Origin of the sequence: Nocardia sp. FBN12 (genome assembly GCF_050320175.1) — a bacterium.
Lineage (GTDB): Bacteria > Actinomycetota > Actinomycetes > Mycobacteriales > Mycobacteriaceae > Nocardia.
Genome location: NZ_CP190048.1, coordinates 3638367 through 3655823, shown reverse-complemented (window position 1 = coordinate 3655823; position 17457 = coordinate 3638367). Strand labels below are relative to the sequence as shown.

Annotated in this window: 16 protein-coding genes; 13 read left to right on the top strand and 3 right to left on the bottom strand. The window is 65.0% G+C overall.

The features are described 5' to 3' along the window. The first annotated feature begins 39 nt into the window (after positions 1 to 39). Together ACQHI0_RS17575 and ACQHI0_RS17570 are read left to right on the top strand one after the other, a co-directional pair. Positions 40 to 1569, top strand: coding sequence for a class I adenylate-forming enzyme family protein (locus ACQHI0_RS17575; protein WP_427909005.1), 1530 nt, complete (start codon positions 40 to 42; stop codon positions 1567 to 1569). After that, on the top strand, positions 1566 to 2171 hold the full coding sequence (locus tag ACQHI0_RS17570; protein ID WP_427909004.1) for a TetR/AcrR family transcriptional regulator: 606 nt from the start codon (positions 1566 to 1568) through the stop codon (positions 2169 to 2171). Before ACQHI0_RS17575 ends, ACQHI0_RS17570 begins: the two co-directional genes overlap by 4 nt. Positions 2172 to 2193: 22 nt before the next feature. Here ACQHI0_RS17570 and ACQHI0_RS17565 read toward each other — a convergent pair whose 3' ends face one another. Continuing rightward, positions 2194 to 3390, bottom strand: coding sequence for a TetR/AcrR family transcriptional regulator (locus ACQHI0_RS17565; RefSeq protein ID WP_427909003.1), 1197 nt, complete (start codon positions 3388 to 3390; stop codon positions 2194 to 2196). A 433-nt stretch (positions 3391 to 3823) separates the two neighbouring features. Here ACQHI0_RS17565 and ACQHI0_RS17560 point away from each other — a divergent pair, with 433 nt between their 5' ends. From ACQHI0_RS17560 to ACQHI0_RS17520, 9 genes are read left to right on the top strand one after another with little or no spacing between them, the layout of a single operon-like run. Next, complete coding sequence (locus ACQHI0_RS17560) at positions 3824 to 4672, top strand: MlaE family ABC transporter permease (protein ID WP_427909002.1); 849 nt, start codon at positions 3824 to 3826, stop codon at positions 4670 to 4672. Position 4673: 1 nt separating this feature from the next. Continuing rightward, positions 4674 to 5537, top strand: a complete 864-nt coding sequence (locus ACQHI0_RS17555; RefSeq protein ID WP_427909001.1) for an ABC transporter permease — start codon at positions 4674 to 4676, stop codon at positions 5535 to 5537. An 8-nt stretch (positions 5538 to 5545) separates the two neighbouring features. Beyond that, entirely contained in the window at positions 5546 to 6919 is a 1374-nt protein-coding gene (locus tag ACQHI0_RS17550; RefSeq protein WP_427909000.1) for an MCE family protein, read from the top strand. Next, entirely contained in the window at positions 6916 to 7968 is a 1053-nt protein-coding gene (locus ACQHI0_RS17545) for an MCE family protein (RefSeq protein ID WP_427908999.1), read from the top strand. The genes ACQHI0_RS17550 and ACQHI0_RS17545 overlap by 4 nt, the downstream gene beginning before the upstream one ends. Further along, complete coding sequence (locus ACQHI0_RS17540) at positions 7965 to 9032, top strand: MCE family protein (protein WP_427908998.1); 1068 nt, start codon at positions 7965 to 7967, stop codon at positions 9030 to 9032. The genes ACQHI0_RS17545 and ACQHI0_RS17540 overlap by 4 nt, the downstream gene beginning before the upstream one ends. A gap of 17 nt (positions 9033 to 9049) precedes the next feature. After that, the gene (locus tag ACQHI0_RS17535; protein WP_427908997.1) at positions 9050 to 10141 is read left to right on the top strand and encodes an MCE family protein; all 1092 of its coding nucleotides are present in this window, start codon (positions 9050 to 9052) and stop codon (positions 10139 to 10141) included. After that, positions 10141 to 11229: an MCE family protein gene (locus ACQHI0_RS17530; protein ID WP_427908996.1), complete on the top strand. Its 1089-nt coding sequence runs from the start codon at positions 10141 to 10143 to the stop codon at positions 11227 to 11229. The genes ACQHI0_RS17535 and ACQHI0_RS17530 overlap by 1 nt, the downstream gene beginning before the upstream one ends. Beyond that, positions 11226 to 12419: an MlaD family protein gene (locus tag ACQHI0_RS17525; protein WP_427908995.1), complete on the top strand. Its 1194-nt coding sequence runs from the start codon at positions 11226 to 11228 to the stop codon at positions 12417 to 12419. Before ACQHI0_RS17530 ends, ACQHI0_RS17525 begins: the two co-directional genes overlap by 4 nt. A gap of 36 nt (positions 12420 to 12455) precedes the next feature. After that, positions 12456 to 13130, top strand: coding sequence for a hypothetical protein (locus ACQHI0_RS17520; RefSeq protein WP_427908994.1), 675 nt, complete (start codon positions 12456 to 12458; stop codon positions 13128 to 13130). An 86-nt stretch (positions 13131 to 13216) separates the two neighbouring features. Here ACQHI0_RS17520 and ACQHI0_RS17515 read toward each other — a convergent pair whose 3' ends face one another. Further along, a complete protein-coding gene (locus tag ACQHI0_RS17515; protein ID WP_427908993.1) occupies positions 13217 to 14047 on the bottom strand; it encodes an SDR family oxidoreductase in 831 nt (276 codons plus the stop codon). Positions 14048 to 14153: 106 nt separating this feature from the next. Next, complete coding sequence (locus tag ACQHI0_RS17510; protein WP_427908992.1) at positions 14154 to 15191, bottom strand: AraC family transcriptional regulator; 1038 nt, start codon at positions 15189 to 15191, stop codon at positions 14154 to 14156. A gap of 150 nt (positions 15192 to 15341) precedes the next feature. Between ACQHI0_RS17510 and ACQHI0_RS17505 the strand changes: the two genes are divergently transcribed. Together ACQHI0_RS17505 and ACQHI0_RS17500 are read left to right on the top strand one after the other, a co-directional pair. Continuing rightward, entirely contained in the window at positions 15342 to 16199 is an 858-nt protein-coding gene (locus ACQHI0_RS17505) for a MaoC/PaaZ C-terminal domain-containing protein (protein WP_427908991.1), read from the top strand. Between the two features lie 36 nt (positions 16200 to 16235). Then, positions 16236 to 17435, top strand: a complete 1200-nt coding sequence (locus tag ACQHI0_RS17500) for a lipid-transfer protein (RefSeq protein ID WP_427908990.1) — start codon at positions 16236 to 16238, stop codon at positions 17433 to 17435. Positions 17436 to 17457: the final 22 nt, after the last annotated feature.

Here is a 17457-nt window from a genome sequence, read left to right as displayed (position 1 = left end):
CACTACTGACAATTCACATAAAGCAGCCCTGGAGGATTCATGGTGACCATCGGTGCCACGTTGCGCTCGACGGCGAGGCGCGTCCCGGACCGGGAGGCGCTCGTATTCGGCGGCAGCCGCTACACCTACGCCGAACTGGATGCGGAAGTCGACCGCGTAGCCGGTGCTCTTGCCGTGCAGGGGATCGCCAAGGGTGATCGGCTGGCTCTGATGGCCACCAACTCCGACCGATTCGTGATCGTCTTCTACGCCGCGCACCGTCTGGGTGCGATCTTCGTCCCTGTCAATCCAGCGTCCGCCGCCCCCGAGCTCGACTACCTGGTTCGTGACTGCGGTGCGTCCGCCCTGGTCTTCGATGCGGCCGTCGCGCCGGTGGTGCGAACAGCGGTGGGCAACGGCCTGCCCGAGTCGCTGCGTGCCCTCGCGATGTCAGAGGTCGAAGATTTCCCGGACCTGTTCGCGCTCGCGGACACCGCCGAATGTCGTGTGGCCGACATTGCCGTCCACGACTCCGACGACGCGCAGATCCTCTACACCTCCGGCACCACTGGTTCGCCCAAGGGAGCGTTGTTCGACCACTATCGTGCGATGTGGGTCGCCGCGGCGACGACAGGAACGTGCGGTATGCGCGACGGCGACCGCTTCCTGCATGTGGCCCCGCTCTACCATGCCGCCGAACTGTGCATCATGCTGATCCCGGGCACCCTCATCGGCGCTACCCACGTCGTGCAGAGCGGATTCGACCCCGCCGGCGTGCTGGAAGCCCTGGAGCGCGAACGCATCACGATGTTCTTCGGGGTGCCGACGATGTATCAGTTCCTGCTGCGGGTTCCCGGCGCCGCCGAGCGCGACTTGTCGGCCTGGCGTACCGCGATGTTCGGTGCGGCGCCCATGCCCGCAACCGTGGTTCAGCAGTTGGTCGCCCTGTGGCCAGGGGTGAACTTCATGCAGCTGTGCGGTCAGACGGAGGGCGGCCCCGGCGGCATCTTCTCCCATCGCGAGCAGGTCCTCGAACGCCCCGACGCCAGTGGCCGCCAGGCGCTAATGCTGTCGGAATGCCGAATCGTCGACGTGAACGGCACCGAAGTGGCTCCGGGTGAGGTCGGTGAACTCGTCCTGCGCGGCGAGACCGTCATGAAGGGCTACTGGAACAAGCCCGAGGCCACCGCCACCACCATCGTGGACGGCTGGCTGCACACCGGCGACCTGGCCAGGCTCGATCCCGATGGCTACATGACGCTGGTCGACCGGCTCAAGGACCTGATCATCACCGGCGGCCGCAATGTGTACTCGATCGAGGTGGAGAACGCTATCGCCGCCCACCCCGGCATTCTCGATGCCGCCGTGATCGCCCGCCCGCATGCCGAATACGGCGAGAGCATCGTCGCCGTCGCGGTAGTGCGGGAAGCCGTCGAACTGACGTTGGATGGGCTGCGGGAATTCTGCCGCGAACGAATCTCGTCCTACAAACTTCCCCACGAGCTGATCGTCATCACCGAGATGCCGCGTAACCCCTCCGGGAAGATCCTGAAAAAGGTGCTCCGCGAACGTCTGACGACCACAACATGAACGCCACGCCGACAATGCTCCGTCGCGAGGCCCGCAGGCGACACGTCATCCTCACCGCGAGCGAAGTCTTCGGGAATCGCGGCTATCACGGCACCAGCATGGACGAGGTCTCGCTGCGGGCCGGGTTCACCAAACCCGTGCTGTACGAACAATTTTCGGGAAAACTTGAGCTGTACTTGGCGGTCTTGCAATCGCATATCGACGCGCTGGTACGCAGCGTGCGGCACGCGTTGGCCTCGGGCGACAATCACCAGCGGGTACACGCCGCGGTGCAGTCCCTCTTCGACTTCGCCGACGATTACCCGGCTGGCCTTCGGCTGATTTTCGAATCGGGTGTCAGCACCGAACCATCTGTCGAATGGCGGATCAGAAACGCGATCGACGAGTGCGTGGAATGCATTTCGGATGTCGTCGTCGATGATTCCGGGCTCGATCCGCACCGAGCGCGCCTACTGGCTGTCGGGCTGGTCGGTGCCAGTCAGATGGCCGCGCGCCAATGGCTGGACTCAGGTCGGCCGATCACGAAGACAGCGGCGGTCGAGATCACGGTCGGGTTGTGCTGGGACGGACTGTCGAGGGTGCCGCTGCAACCGGATGCCTGACGTACCGCGGCACCGGCGGCGCTCAGTTCGAGTCGCCGATCGCCAGGAGTCGCGCGCCGATGGTGAGCAGTGCCGTGTCGACACCGGGGCGTGCGCGCAATGGTGGCATGAGCGCGATGTCGTTCATCATCGTCTGTGCCGCTTGAACCCGGATGCGGGCGCTGACCGCATCCCAGTCCGGATGCACCGTGGTGACCAGATGCACCCATTCCGCGACGTATTCGTGCTGGGCCGCCCGCGCTCGATGTCGGTCCGCATCCGGAAGATACATGGACTCCGAGACGAGCAATTGGACCAGACCGGCGTTCTCGAAGACGAACTCCTGGTAGCTGCCGAGCAACCTGTGCAGACACTCACGCGGATCGGTGGACCGAGCGAATGCCCGATTCATGTCGATCCGTAGCCATGCGTCGCCACGGAACATCGCCGCCGACAGCACGTCCGACTTCACCGAGAAGTGGTTGTAGACACTCGGGCCCGCGATGCCGACGCCGCTGCCGATCTCTTCCATACTCACGTTCGCGAACCCGTTCCTGGCGAACAGGCGCGTCGCTTCGGTCAGGATGGCTTCGCGCCGGGAGCGGGGGACCATCGAACCGCGGTCCGCGGTCGCTTCCGGGTTTCGTTCGGTCAGCGCGATCGGTGACTCGACCACCGTCGTGATGAGTTCCGCGAGCAAGGTGGCGAACTCGGGCTCGGGCAGCGACAGGCTGTGGAACGAAACACTGCTTGTCGCCGCGAGCGTGCACCAGGCCAGCAGGTCGGCTTCCGCCGTACCGAGATCGGGCCTGCGCTCGCTGATCAATTCGGCGGTGCGCGAACCGATTCCGTTGATCGACGCGTTGATCAGGCGGCGATGGTCGACGGACAGGTGCCGGGATTCCCTGCGCACCAGCACACCGATGTCGCGATCCGCGAGGGCCGCCGCCGCGAGCCGTGTCGCGAGATCATCGGCGGTGGCCGCGGCCAGGGCTTCGTTCAACGTGTTCAGCGCGTCGCTGACGACAGCGGCCAGCAGATCCTGCTTGCCTTGGAAGTGCCGGTACAACGCGGACGGGCCGATCGCTACCGCGTCCGCCACTTCACCGACGCCGACATTGGCGTAGCCATTCCGGCAGAACAGTGTCGCTGCCGCACGCAAGATCAGTTGACGCCGGTTCGCCGGACGCTTACCGCGCGGGGGATGGCCGTGTGTGCGCAGGTCGGTCCCGTTGCCCATCTTCGCCTCCGATCTTGTTCAGGTGGCGAGCATCGATCGCCGACGCGCCACGGTCTTCATGCCGCACCGAATTCCTACGCTACCGGCCGCATTCGTCATGGTGGCGCCGAGATGCCCTGCTGCGAAGTGCTTGCTTCCGGCAACACTTTCGCGCTGATGACTCGTCACTATGTAATATTCACTTAAATCTTCACGATGGTGTGCTCGTCTGTCAATCTAGTCCTGAAATAGCAGATCAGAGGCGCATTTTGGTGGCTCAAATATCGCTCTTGCCAAACCATGTGTGATTGCTGTTACACTACGCCGACTTCACGTAGAACCTGGGAGGAACCATGGCGACGATCGTCGCAACGCCGCAGACCGCGCCTGCAGACCGGGTGGGCTCCGAGGCCGATGCCGGTCATCGGCCGCCGATCACGAGGGCGTGACACAGGTGCGATCAACGAAGGATCCGGGTGCCCCGACCTCGACCGCGTTGGAGTGGAGCCGGGACTATTTCCGTGACCATCCGGTCAAGTCGATCGAGACCTTCGGCAGGCAGGTCACACTGGGCCGCCAGGCGATATCGCAACTCGTCGTCGACCTGTTCCGGGGCAAGTTTCATTTCGGCGAGTTCGTCCGCCAGTGCGCCTTCATGACCAATGCCTCGGCCGCCCCGACCCTGTTGATCGCGATACCGATCGGAGTGATCCTTTCCATTCAGGTCGGTTCACTGGTCGTCCAGGTGGGCGCCACGTCGTTCATGGGCGCGGCGAGCGGTCTCGGGATCATCAAACAGGGTGCGCCGCTGGTGACTTCGCTCATGATCGCGGGCGCGGTGGGTTCGGCTATCTGCGCGGATCTGGGGTCGCGGACGGTCCGCGAGGAGATCGACGCCATGCGCGTGATGGGCGTCGACCCGCTGACGAGACTGGTCGCCCCGCGCCTGCTCGCGGCAATGCTGGTGAGTGTGCTGCTGTGTGGATTCGTCGTCTTCATCGGCTTCATCACCGGCTACATGTTCAATGTGTACGTCCAGGGCGGCACGGCAGGCTCGTTCGTGAGCACTTTCGCCGCCTTCGCCGCGCCCTCCGATCTTGTCGCGGCGGTGCTGAAGTCGCTCATCTTCGGGCTGCTGACCGCGATCATCGCCTGCGACACGGGCCTGAATACCCGCGGTGGTCCCGGCGGGGTGGCGAATGCGGTGAACTCGGCGGTGGTCAACTCCGCGCTATTGCTGTTCGCCACCAATGTGATTCTCACGCAGGTGTTCAACGCGCTGTTCCCGCACCAGGTGGTGTGAGATGTCCGCGACCTATGTGCCACCCCTGCTGCGACCCCTTCGCGCCCTGCGCCGCGCCGCTGGGCAGCCGGCGAACGCGGTGCGCAAAGCCGGCCATCAAGCCTTCTTCTTCGTGCGTTGCCTCGCCGATATCCCGCTGGCGTTCAAGCACTATCGCAAAGACGTGTGGCGCCTGCTCTCCGATGTGACGTGGGGCAATGGCTCACTCGTTGTCGGCGGTGGGGTGATGGGCGTGATCATCGCGATGAACATCTTCGTCGGCGTCACCATCGGTCTCGAGGCGTTTTCGCAGCTGGATCTGCTCGGCATGGGCCCGGTGACGGGTGCGATCACGGCGTTCGCGGTCACCAGGGAGATCGGCCCGATGATCGCGGTCGTCGCGTTCGTGGTGCAGGGTGGCTGCCGGATCACCGCGCAGTTGGGCACCATGCGGATCTCCGAGGAGATCGACGCCCTGGACTCGCTGGCCATCCGGCCGCTGCCCTACCTGGTGAGCACCAGGATTCTGGCGGCGTGGATCGCCATCGTCCCGATGTACCTGGTCGGCCTGAGCGCCGCGTACATCTCGGCCCGGATCACCGTGGTGATGATGGGCGGCACCTCCAGCGGCACCTACTTCCACTACTTCCACCAGTTCTTCGTCAGTACCGACCTGCTGTTCTCGATCCTCAAGGCGATCGTGTTCGTGACGCTGACCGTGTTCATCCAGTCCTACTACGGATTCTTCGCGCAGGGCGGTCCGGAGGGCGTCGGCATCGCGGCGGGCTCGGCGATCAAGGTCTGCTTCGTCGTCGTGGTGATCGCTGATCTGCTTCTGACACTGGGTATCTGGGGCATTGATCCGGGAATTCGGTTCTCGGGATAGGTGGGAAAATGATCAACGATCCCAGTGGGCGTGGACCGAGCGGCCGGCAATTGCTGGTCGCCGGGGTCGCGCTCGGCACGGTGGTGGCCACTGTCGCCACGCTGCTACTGCTTCGCTATGGGGGCAAGTTCACCGATACCGTGCCTGTCGTCGCGGAGCTCACCTCCACCGGCGACGGACTGCCCGCCGGTTCGGACGTGAAGTTCCGCGGGCTCACCGTGGGTAGGGTGCGCGGTTCCGAGGTCGCGGCGGCCGGAGATGTCCAGCGGGTGCGGATCGAACTGGAACCGGGTTTCGCCACGGGCGTTCCGTCGACCGTGACCGCCCGTGTGGTGCCCGCCAACATCTTCGCCGTCACCTCCATCGAGCTGCTCGACAACGGTCCGGGGACAGGATTGACCTCGGGCGCGGTGGTTCTGCAGGACCGGACGGAGGAAACCGTCGCGCTGCAAACGGCTTTGACGACTTTCCGGAACGTTTTGACCAAACTGGAGCCGGACAAGCTCGGGCGAATCCTGGCCACGCTCTCGGAAGCGCTCAACGGCAGCGCCCGCATGCCGGGCTCGACCTTGGAGCGGCTGGATCGCTGGCTCACCGGTGTCAACCAGGTCGGGATCGCCTCGGACCTGGAGAACTTCACCACCGCCGCCGCCGGCCTCAACCAGTCGGCGCCGGCACTGCTCGACGTGCTGAGTCAGTCGGTGACCACGGCCCGGACGGTCGCCGAACGGCGAGATCGTCTGACGGCGCTGCTCACCGGTGCGGGCGACACCGTCGATGTGGTGAACGGACTCTTCGCCCGCAATCCCGATACCGGCAAGGAACTCGTCGGTGGGCTCGCTGAGACCTTCGGGGCATTGGCGGCCGATCCGGAGGCGTTGCCGCAGGCGATGGTCAACTTCACCAACACATTGCGGGCATTCTCCACCACCTACCGCGGCGGTCCGGACGGGAAACTCATGTGGCAGTGGAAGATCGACGTATCGCTGACACCGTTCCGGCCCAACACCCGGGCCGACTGCCCGCGCTACGGCGAGCTGGCCGGACCGAGCTGCGGCACTGCTCCCGAGGTCGCCGACCCGGGGGAGCTCCCTGCGGCACTACGCCCAGCCGAATCCCCCGTCGCACCAGCGGATCCCGCACCAGGTCCGCTGCCGAGTCTGCCAGGCATTCCCGGTCTGCCCACACTGCCGGGCCTGCCTGTTCTACCCGGGCTACCCGGAGCAAGCGGTCCCGTTCGCCCGGCAGCGTTGCGGGGGCCGGCGGCGGTCACCGCTCTGCTCGGCCGGACCCCGAACGCGACACAGCTGATATTGCTCGGCGCTGCGCTGACCGGCGGATCGCTGACTCAGGACACCTCGGAAGGAGGTCGCCACCAATGAGCTACCGAAAACCACTGATCGGATTCAGCCTGTTCGCCATCGTGTCCGTGCTGGTCACCTGGGTGGTCTGGTCGACGCTCCAACGCGCCATCCCCGGCGAGACCAACCACTACTCGGCGACATTCTCCGACGCCTACGGACTGCATCCCGGCGACGATGTACGGATGGCGGGTGTCCGGGTCGGCCGGGTCCAGTCCGTCGCGCTCGACGAGGATCACCATGCCCGCGTGACGTTCCAGGTCGAGCGGAATCAGGCGTTGTTCACCAATACCCGGGCCATGATTCGCTACCAGAATCTGATCGGGCAACGCTACGTGGCGCTCGCACCGGGCAAAGGTGAGGGCACCACGCTGGCAGCCGACGGAGCCATCCCGCTGCGCGCCGCGGACGGGACCTTCCAGACGGAGCCATCCTTCGATGTGACGGCCCTGCTCGGAGGGTTCGAGCCGCTGTTCAGCGCACTGAAGCCGGAACAGATCAACTCGCTGTCGAACACCCTGATCCTCGCGCTGCAGGGTGACAACGTGTCGCTGAGCGCCTTCATCACCCAGGCCGCGGCGGTCGCCGCCGAATTCGAGCAGCGCGACCAGATCCTCGGCGACGTGATCGACAACCTGACCGGCGTTGTCACCGGATTGGCCGCGCGCGGTGGCGAATTGGACACTCTCGTCAACCGGACCGCCGACCTCGTCGCCGGACTGTACGAACAAGGCCAGACCCTGCTGCACTCGACCGAGCAGGTCGCCGGCGCCACCGGGTCGGTAGCGAACATGATGGGGCAGGTGCAGTCCCAGCTGCGCCTGGCGCAGAACTCGACGACCGCGGCCTTCGACCTACTGGTCGGCAACGGCGCGAAACTCGACCAGGCGGCGATCGACCTGCCGAAGATCCTGCTCGGCGTGGCACACCTCACCGAGAACGGGGCCTACGCGAACGCTTATGCCTGCGAACTCGACATCGCGCTCTACGGCGTGCTGCTCCCACCAGGCGTCCTCCCCGAGATCATGAACGCGTTGATCGGCAACCATCACTCGGAGGTGTGCCGATGATCGCGGCGACTCGTATTCGGTTCGCGGGGGTGATGGCGAGACTGCGTACCCGGCTCGGAGATGACACTCCCCGCCGCCGCGACATCCGCTCCGGTCTCATCGGTGCGGTTGTCATCGCGGCACTGCTGGTCGGGTCGAGTGTCTACAACTCGCTCGGTATCGGGGACAAGACCGTGGTCGCCGAGTTCGTCCAAGCGGCCGGGTTGACGTCCGGCGACAAGGTGCGGGTGGCTGGTATCCAGGTCGGCCGGGTGGTGACGGCTGAGGTCGAGGCCGGCCACGTGGCGGTGAGGATGCATATCGACGGCGACCTGGCGATCGGGCGGGATGCCCGGGCCGAGATCAAGACCTCGACGATCCTCGGCGGCACCTATGTAGCGCTGGACACCGGACACGGCGATGAGTTGCGTAGCAGCCGAATAACGCTGTCGCACACCACCGTTCCCTTCAATCTCGCCAAGATCGTGCAGGACCCCGACTATGCGTCGCAGTTCGAACGAATCGAACGCATCGATACCACCAAAGTCTCTGAGGCGATCGACGTGCTCGGCGACCAGCTCGGTGATTCACCCCAGCTCGCCGCCACTGCACTCGACAGCGTCGGCGCACTGGCGAAAACAATCGACGCCCGGCGCGGACAGGTCGACGCCCTGGTGAAGAGCCTGGACCAGGTCGCCGGAATCCTCGATGGCAACCGCAACAACATCCTGCTGATCATGGTGCAGGCCGGTGCCATCGGCGACCGCGTCAACGAGCGAAAGCAGATGGTGCAGAGCTTGCTCGACAATATGGCGGCACTCTCGCGCCAGTTCCAGCAGATCGGCGCGGAGAACGACGAACAACTGGGCCCGATGATCGAGCAGCTGGCAGTCATGGGCGCGGGGCTGGAGAAGAATCGTCAGCAGCTCGACCAGCTGCTCCAGGTAATGCCGATCGCCGTGCGACAGATGAACAACGCCTTCGGAAACGGCAACTACGGCGATGTCTGGGCACCGTGGGGACCCATTACCGACCAGATGCTCTGCGGAGTTCCCGGAGTACCGATCATCGAGGGGTGCCGGTGATGACACTGCGCCGAATTATGACATCCGTGGCAGCCATGTGCACCGCGGCGCTGGCGATCAGTGGCTGCGAACTGCGCGGTCCGTTCGTCGACAAGATCCAGGTGACGGCCGATTTCGCGAATATCGCCGGGGTATACGAGGGCAACGACGTCTCGCTGCTCGGAGTGAAGATCGGCCAGATCGACAAGATCGCCCCACACGGTGCCTACGTCACCGTGTGGATGACGATCAGCGCCGACACCCCCGTGCCCGCCGATGCCATCGCGGCGACGCTGTCGCCCTCGCTGGTGACCAACCGGCACATCGAGCTGGCACCCGCCTACTCGGGCACCGGGCCGAAACTGGCTGACGGCGACCACATCCCGTGCGGCAGCCCGTGCGGGATGGACGGTCCGGCACGCACCAGGACCCCCGTCGATCTGGACCGGGTACTCGCTACCGTCGACAGTATCGCCACCTCGCTGAAGGGCACCGAGGGCGGCGAAGGCCCGCTCTCGGGCGAGGACCTCGCGCAGGTGTTGCGCGGTAACGGCGACAAGATCCGGGAGACCATCACCGCGCTGTCGAACTCTGTGCAGCTCGGACTTGACAATGGTGATGCCATCTCCCGAATCATCGTGCGGCTCAACGACATCACTCAGATGATCGCGGGCAATGACCAGGCGGTGCGGGAATTCAGCGGTCAGACGACCCAGCTGAGCGAGCTGCTCGCCGATCAGTCACCCGGCCTGCAAGCTGTCCTCGCCCAGCTCAACGACTTCCTCGCCAACACCAGCGCGGTGCTGGACCAACGTGGCACCCAGCTGGGCGATGCCTTGACCGGGCTGACCGGCACCACCGGTCAGCTACAACGCAACGCGCGCAATCTGATCGAGATCGTCGACGTCACGCCGCTGCTGTTCCGCAACGTCGACAACGCCGTGATGCGTGATGAGGGACAGATTCGCCTGCATTTCCTGGTGGACAAGTCGTTGCTCGACGGTGAGGCACTGAGCCTGTTCTGTTCCCGCATCCAGATGCGCTCTGACGGCTGCCGTACCGGCAAAATCGAGGATTTCGGTCCCGACTTCGGCCTCACCGCCGCCCTGCTCGGATTGAGTGGTACCTGATGAGATCCACCGCTACCCGCCTGGCCACGACACTGCTACTGGCCACCGCCCTTGGCACCGCGACAGGCTGCGGCGTCACCGTCGGGGATCTGCCACTGCCTCGTCCGAGCATCGGTGCGGACAGCTACCGGGTCCACGCGATCTTCACCAACGCGCTGAATCTGCCCGCGTCCGCGCATGTGAAGATCGGTGGATCCGATGTCGGTGAGGTGACCGAGATCTCGACCCGGAACTACCTCGCCGATGTCGAGATGAGCATTCGCGGTGATGTGCGCCTGCCGGCGAACGCGACGGCCGAACTGCGCCAGGCCACCCCACTCGGCGATGTGTACGTAGCGATCTCGCTGCCCCCGCGTACCGCCGATCAGCAACTACTCCGCCCCGGAGACACCATCACCCAGCAGAACACGTCCGCGGGCGCGTCGGTGGAGGATCTGCTGTTGTCGGTCGCCACCCTGGTCAATGGCGGCGCGCTGAACCGGGTCGCGAACATCGCCACCGAGCTGGACTCCATGGTCGCTGGTCGCGGGCCGATGCTGGCCCACCTGATCACCGAAATGACATCGGCGACAACGGCATTGAATGACCGGTCCGATCAATTCGACGGCATGCTCGTCCAGGTGGACGGCCTGCTCACGCAATTCGACCAGCGCCGGGCCGAACTGAGCGCCGTCGCCGACACCGTCCCGGGAATGATCGGCGCGATCGCTGACGACAACCGCAAGATCGGTGACCTGCTCGGCAAGATCGCGGTCACCAGCGCGGCGCTGCACGACTTCGCCGACACCTCGACCACCGATCTGGCCGCGTTGCTCGACAGCACCGAGAAACTGACCTCCAGCCTGGCCCGGATGGGCGACAACTTCGCCGGAACCCTCGACGCGCTCCATGAGGTCACGCCGAAGCTGCTGAGCACTCTGCGCGGCAATGCGATGGCCTTCTACGGGACGGCGAACTATCTCGGCCTCGGCGCGCTCTACGACCCGGGCAGCAAGCTACCCGACGCCACCGACGTCGACGCCTTCGGAGGCAGCCTGCTCGATGTGTTGCGACGGGTCTACGCCAGAGTGCACGGAGGACAGCGATGACGTTCGTTTCGCGACTACTGCGTCGCAAGGTATTGCTCACCAACCTCGGGCTGGTGTTCGCGCTGATCCTCGGCGGCACCTACCTTTTCGTGGGACTGGCCGATATCAATCCGCTGCGCGCCGCCTACACGGTCAGGGTCGAGCTGGTTCGTTCCGGCGGTCTGATGAACAACAGCGATGTCACCTTCCGTGGCTATCGGGTCGGCCGGATCACCGCGATTCGGTTGACCGGCACGGGGATCGAGGCGCTCGCGCGCATCGATTCCTCGGCTCGGATCCCGTCGGGTGGAATCGTTGCCGTGCAGTCTCTTTCGGCAGTGGGGGAGCAGTACCTCGACTTCCGGCCGACTTCCGGCGACGGTCCCTACTTGGCGGACGGATCGGTGATCAAGTCGAAAGATGTCACGACCCCGGTGCCGCTGGCCGACGTGCTGGAAAACGCGAACGCGTTGATCGCGCAACTCGATCCGGTCGGCGATCCCGCGCGGTTCCAGACGATCATCACCGAACTGGACAAGGCACTCGGCGGTGGCCCGGACCAATTGCGCAACCTCGTTTCCGGAATCAGCGCCATTACTGTGGGGATGGACAACCTCCTGCCGCAGACCGTCGCGCTGCTGACGAACCTGCGGACAATCGCGGCCACCACCGCGCTCGTTCAACCGGATCTGACCACGCTCACCCGCAATTCGAGCACGCTGTTCGGGCAACTGACCGCCGCCGACGCCGAATTGCGCCGGATGCTCGATCTGGCGCCGGGTCAGCTCGCGACCGTCGGCGGCGTACTGGCCGAAACCTCCGACCCTGTCACGAATCTCGCGACGAACTTCCTGGCCATCGCCCGCTCGGCGCGCTTGCGCACACCGGCCATGCGCGAACTCTTCCCGGCATTGCGCGATGGTGCGGGCGCGCTCGGTGTCCCCATCCACGACGGTGCCTTCAACACACTCGTCGACATCTGGCCGCGCCCGACCTGCGAATACGAGACCGTGCCGGTCTCGCCGACCCAACTCAACGGACCCACTGTGCGGCGCTGGAACTTCTGCGTCACCAACAATCCCGCACTTCAGATCCGTGGGTCGGCCAACGCACCCCGACCCGATCAGCCGGACAACGGCGCCGCCCGGCCGCCGGGGGTGAACCCGGACGAGCAGTCGATCCCGATCGACACCGAGATCCCGCGGCGCTGACCCGAGCGCCCTGAACCCACAGTGAGAAGCATTCAGATGACACCCACCGAACGCGAAAAGCCCTCAGCCTCCGACGACGTCGAAGCATCGGAAACCCTGGCGCCGAAAGTTGATGCCTCCGCCGATCCGAAGGAAGAGTCGACGGCGCCCACCGGTCCGGCCGTAGGAACTCGATGGTCGCGCCCGGTTCGCGCGGCCGCTATGGCGGCGGCCGTCTTGGTCCCCATCGCCGCCGCCGCCTTCTTCTACATGCGATACACCGCCGATCACTCGACACTCGAAGTGCAGAACTCGGCGCGGGCCGCGGCGTGCGAATACGCGAAGACGATGACGAATTACAACGCCCAGAATATCGACGAGTACATCGGGAATGTACTGGACGGTGCCACCGGCGAATTCAAGACCGAGTTCTCCAAGACCAGCAGTGAACTCAAAGACGTGATCACGAGCGCCCAGATCAAGTCCGAGGCCCGCGACACCAGCTGCGGTGTGGCCAATGCCGACGACGAGCACGCCGAGGTGGTCGTCGCCATGAGCGTCTCCATCAGCAGTCTCGGCACCCAGGGCAGGCAGGTGCCCAGCCAGATCTCCCTGGTGGCCACGATGGACCGAATCGACGGTCACTGGCTGGTCAGCAAGCTCGATGCGCCGGCACTGGAACCCGCCTCGCCTGCCCAGGCCCCGGCAGCCGAACAACCCGTGCCACGATAGCCGGCCGGCGCACAGCCGGAGCGAACAGCGAAAACGCACTGGGACCCGGAATCGATTCCGGGTCCCAGTGCGTTTCGAGGCTGCGCTCAGTTGTGTCGGGCCCGCTGTTCGTATGCCGCACGCTTGTCGGCGTCGACGTCGTCGAGGAAGACGGACTCCCCGCCGAATGCCCTCGTCATCGCTTCCGCGAGGCCGCGCGGAATGAACTTCTGCGTCGCCGCCAGTGCCCCGGCCAGTCTGGTTACCCGGACGCGTGCGGTGGGCTTGCCGATCAGCCGGATGATGCCCGCGGCGATATCTTCGGGCTGGGCGCTCTTGATGCCACGGATACCGTGGGTGCCCGCGGTCAGTTCGGTGTTCACGAACGACGGCATCATCAGCGAGAAATCGACTCCCGTGCCACGGTGTTCGACCCGAGCCGAGTCGGTGAAGCCGACGACGGCGTACTTGCTGGCGCAATAACTGGCCAGTCCAGGTGTATAGATCTCGCCGGCCAACGAGGCGACGTTGATGACGTGGCCGCTGCCCCGGGGCACCATGCGCTGGGCCGCCAACTTGGATCCGATGATCACACCGAATGTATTGATATCGATAATGCGCCGGGTGACGTGCTCGGGTTCGTCGATGAGCCGGCCAACCGGCATGATTCCCGCGTTGTTGACCAGAACGTCGATCGGGCCCAGCGTCTGTTCCACAGTGTTCAGGAAAGCCTCGAACGACGCCGTGTCGGTGACATCGAGTTTGCTGTAGGCAGTCAGCCCGAGGACAGCAGCCGATTCTTTGAGCGTTGTTTCGTCGATGTCTCCGATGGCGACCTTGGCACCGTGCTCGGTGAGCGCTTTCGCAGTCGCGAATCCGATGCCACGGGCACCACCGGTAATCGCCACAACCTTATCCCGCACAGACTTCGGTGTCATTGTGGGTTCTCCGCCCTTTCGGCTGGCCATAATTGCCTTGACGGTACGGGCCGGCACGGACCGATGACAGGGCCGGACCGCGCACAATGTGTGACCGAACCGCGCACTACGCGGTCGGGGGACTCCCGGTCTGATACGAGCCCGGCGCGATACCGGTCCACCGGCGGAAGGCGCGGCGAAACGCACTCGGCTCGGAGTAGCCGAGCCGCTCGGAGAGTTCCTCGATGGTCTCCTCGCCGCGGACGAGGCTGTCGATGGCGCGGTCACGCAGGATGTCCTCCTGGATCACGCGGAACGAGGTGCCCTCTTCCCGGAGTAGTCGCCGGACATGCTGAGCACTCACCGACAAGCGTTTGGCGACGTCCTCGGTGTCCGGCCAGTCGGCGGAGTCCGTGCGCTCCAGTATGTTTCGTACTCGGTCCGCGGTGGTCACGTCATAACGAGTGCGGAAGAGCAGGTCAGCTGGTGCCGTACGCAGGAACGCGCTGAGTTCCGGTTCGGTGCGCACGACCGGAACCGCCAGAAACATCGAATCGAAGCTGAAGGCCGCGCACTCGGCATCGAAAGTCGGCACCGCACCGTAGATCAGTCGGTACTCGGCCGCGTACGGCGGTGCGGGAAACGGCAGGTCCACCGAAGTCAGCCGGATTTGTTTGCGGATCAGCCACGATGCGAGGCGATGGATGACCGCGACGCCCACATCGACGACCAGCGGGTCGAGCGCAACGTCGGAACCGCTGTTGATCACCACCTGAGCACGGCGGCCCGACACGATCAACTCCGACCGCATCCCGGTGGTGAGTGTCGCGAATTCGGTGAACCGCGTCAGCGCGGTGTGTAGATCGGGCGCATGGATGAGGCCGAGGGTGATCATCTGGAAAACGCCACGGGGAACAGGGCGCGGTCCGAGTCCGGCGAGTTCGTCGTCGGTCTGCTTCCACAACGCCGTCACGACCTGAATCGCCTGCGCACGAGTTACCCGGACCCGATCGTGTCCGAGCATTTCGGTAGTGATGCGTGCGCTGCTCAAAGCGCCGCGGATATCGATGCCGCGAGCCGCCGCGGTGGACATCGCCGCTCGGACGAACTGAATCGCCACCGTGCGACCCGCCGTCACCGATTCATTTCCGCCCTGTGCTGCCACACAGGAAATCTAGCAGCGCGAGCGGAATGCGCGTTTCGGTCACGAACTACGCGAGGTCGAGTCATTTCGAACGGCCCGTGCCGTCCGTAGCGTCGAGTTACGAGCGATGCGGCCGTGTTCGCGGCCACGCTGAGTCGAGGAGGATGGTGAATGTCCGAGCACGTGTTCAACGTCGACGGCATCGGTACGTGGAGTTCCGAAATCGAATTCCCGGTCGAGAAGCAACGCGCTATCGCGTATGCCGAGGCGACCAATGACCCGATCGCGCAGCACCTCGACGGTACCTACGCGCCCCCGGTGTTCGCCGTCGTGCCCGCATTGTCGGACCTGGCCGACACCACGATGGGTGTCGTTCCCGACGAACTGATGATGCGAATTCTGCACGGCGAGCAGGACTTCCGATTCCACCGCCCGATCGTGCCCGGTGAGACGCTGACGGTCCGGTCGAAGGTCGTCGGCATCCACGGCAAGTCCACCGGCGTGGTGGTGACGACCATCGGCGAGACCAGGGACGCCGCGGGTGCGCTCGTCAACGAGCAGTACTTCTCCGGCTTCTTCAAGGGCGGCGTCTGGCCCCATGAGGCCGGAACACCCGCGCCGGCACACTCTTTCGACGAGTCGCTGCGTGAGCGTGCAGCCGACTTCGTTGTCGAGCAGCAGTTCGACAAGGACCAGACCTTCCGCTACGCCGAACCTGCCGGTGACCCGATGCCGATCCACCTGGACGACGACTTCGCCAAGCAGATGGGCCTGCCGGGAATCATCATCCACGGGCTGTGCACGATGGCGTTCACTTCGCATGCGGTGCTGTCTCAGGTCGCCATCGATGATCCGGCGCGCCTGCGGCGCCTGGCGGTCCGTTTCAGCAAGCCCGCGCGGCCCGAGCAGCTGATGACCACGTCGATCTGGCGTACCGGCGAGACCGAGGGACGCCAGGTCTACGCGTTCGAGAGTGCCAGCGGCGACGGCGACGCTCTCATCAAGGACGGCATCGCGGAGATCGCGTAGCCCGTCCCAGCACACTCACGTCAAGGAGTCAGATCAATGAGCAATCGTGTATTCGTCGTCGGTGTCGGCATGACGAAGTTCGAAAAGCCCGGCCGTCGTGAAGGCTGGGACTACCCGGCCATGGCCAAGGAGTCCGGTACCAAAGCTCTGCAGGACGCCGGTATCGCCTACGACAAGGTGCAGCAGGCCTACGCCGGTTACTGTTACGGCGAATCCACCTCGGGTCACCGCGCCGTCTACGAGCTCGGCCTGACGGGCATCCCCGTCTTCAACGTGAACAGCAACTGCTCGACCGGTTCGAGCGCGCTGTTCCTCGCTGCCCAGGCGATTCGTGGCGGCCTGGCCGACTGCACCCTGGCCATCGGTTTCGAGAAGATGCAGCCCGGCTCGCTCGGTTCCACCTACGAGGACCGCGAACAGCCGATGCAGCGGCATCTGCTGGCCATGGCGGAGCTGCGTGAGATCTCGTTCCCGCCCGCGCCCTGGATGTTCGGCGCGGCCGGTCTCGAGCACAACGAGAAGTACGGCTCCACCCCGGAGCATATGGTGCAGATCGCGGTCAAGAACCACCTGCACTCGGTGAACAACCCGTATGCCCAGTTCCAGGACAGCTACACCGCCGACGAGATCAAGTCCGCCAAGATGATCTACGCCGCGGGCCAGGTGACTCGTCCCATGTGCTCGCCGACCTCGGACGGTTCCGCCGCCGCGATCGTGGTCAGCGAACGCTTCGTCGAGGAGAACGACCTCGCGGGTCAGGCCATCGAAATCGTCGGCCAGTCATTGGTGACCGATGTTCCGGGCACCTTCGACAGCGGCAGCCTGATCACCCTGGTCGGTGGCGATATGAGCCGCCGCGCCGCTCTCGAGGTGTACGAGCAGGCGCAGATCGGTCCCGATGACATCGACGTGATCGAGCTGCACGACTGCTTCGCCGCCAACGAGTTGCTCACCTACGAGGCACTCGGACTGGCCGCCGAAGGCGAAGCGCACAAGCTTGTCGACGCCGGCGACACCACCTACGGCGGTCGCTGGGTCGTCAACCCGACCGGCGGTTTGATCTCCAAGGGTCATCCGCTCGGCGCGACCGGCCTGGCCCAGTGCGCCGAATTGAACTGGCAGCTACGCGGTATGGCGGACAAGCGCCAGGTCTCCGGCGCGAAGATCGCGCTCGCGCACAATATCGGGCTCGGCGGATCGGCTGTGGTGACCGCCTACCGCCCGGCCGCGCGCTGACCCACCACGACATATACCGGCA

Excerpts from the sequence above, each read along its gene's own strand:
- ACQHI0_RS17575 (WP_427909005.1), top strand. The coding sequence starts at position 40 with ATGGTGACCATCGGTGCCACGTTGCGCTCGACGGCGAGGCGCGTCCCG.
- ACQHI0_RS17570 (WP_427909004.1), top strand. The coding sequence starts at position 1,566 with ATGAACGCCACGCCGACAATGCTCCGTCGCGAGGCCCGCAGGCGACAC.
- ACQHI0_RS17565 (WP_427909003.1), bottom strand. The coding sequence starts at position 3,390 with ATGGGCAACGGGACCGACCTGCGCACACACGGCCATCCCCCGCGCGGT.
- ACQHI0_RS17555 (WP_427909001.1), top strand. The coding sequence starts at position 4,674 with ATGTCCGCGACCTATGTGCCACCCCTGCTGCGACCCCTTCGCGCCCTG.
- ACQHI0_RS17550 (WP_427909000.1), top strand. The coding sequence starts at position 5,546 with ATGATCAACGATCCCAGTGGGCGTGGACCGAGCGGCCGGCAATTGCTG.
- ACQHI0_RS17545 (WP_427908999.1), top strand. The coding sequence starts at position 6,916 with ATGAGCTACCGAAAACCACTGATCGGATTCAGCCTGTTCGCCATCGTG.
- ACQHI0_RS17540 (WP_427908998.1), top strand. The coding sequence starts at position 7,965 with ATGATCGCGGCGACTCGTATTCGGTTCGCGGGGGTGATGGCGAGACTG.
- ACQHI0_RS17535 (WP_427908997.1), top strand. The coding sequence starts at position 9,050 with ATGACATCCGTGGCAGCCATGTGCACCGCGGCGCTGGCGATCAGTGGC.
- ACQHI0_RS17530 (WP_427908996.1), top strand. The coding sequence starts at position 10,141 with ATGAGATCCACCGCTACCCGCCTGGCCACGACACTGCTACTGGCCACC.
- ACQHI0_RS17525 (WP_427908995.1), top strand. The coding sequence starts at position 11,226 with ATGACGTTCGTTTCGCGACTACTGCGTCGCAAGGTATTGCTCACCAAC.
- ACQHI0_RS17520 (WP_427908994.1), top strand. The coding sequence starts at position 12,456 with ATGACACCCACCGAACGCGAAAAGCCCTCAGCCTCCGACGACGTCGAA.
- ACQHI0_RS17515 (WP_427908993.1), bottom strand. The coding sequence starts at position 14,047 with ATGACACCGAAGTCTGTGCGGGATAAGGTTGTGGCGATTACCGGTGGT.
- ACQHI0_RS17505 (WP_427908991.1), top strand. The coding sequence starts at position 15,342 with ATGTCCGAGCACGTGTTCAACGTCGACGGCATCGGTACGTGGAGTTCC.
- ACQHI0_RS17500 (WP_427908990.1), top strand. The coding sequence starts at position 16,236 with ATGAGCAATCGTGTATTCGTCGTCGGTGTCGGCATGACGAAGTTCGAA.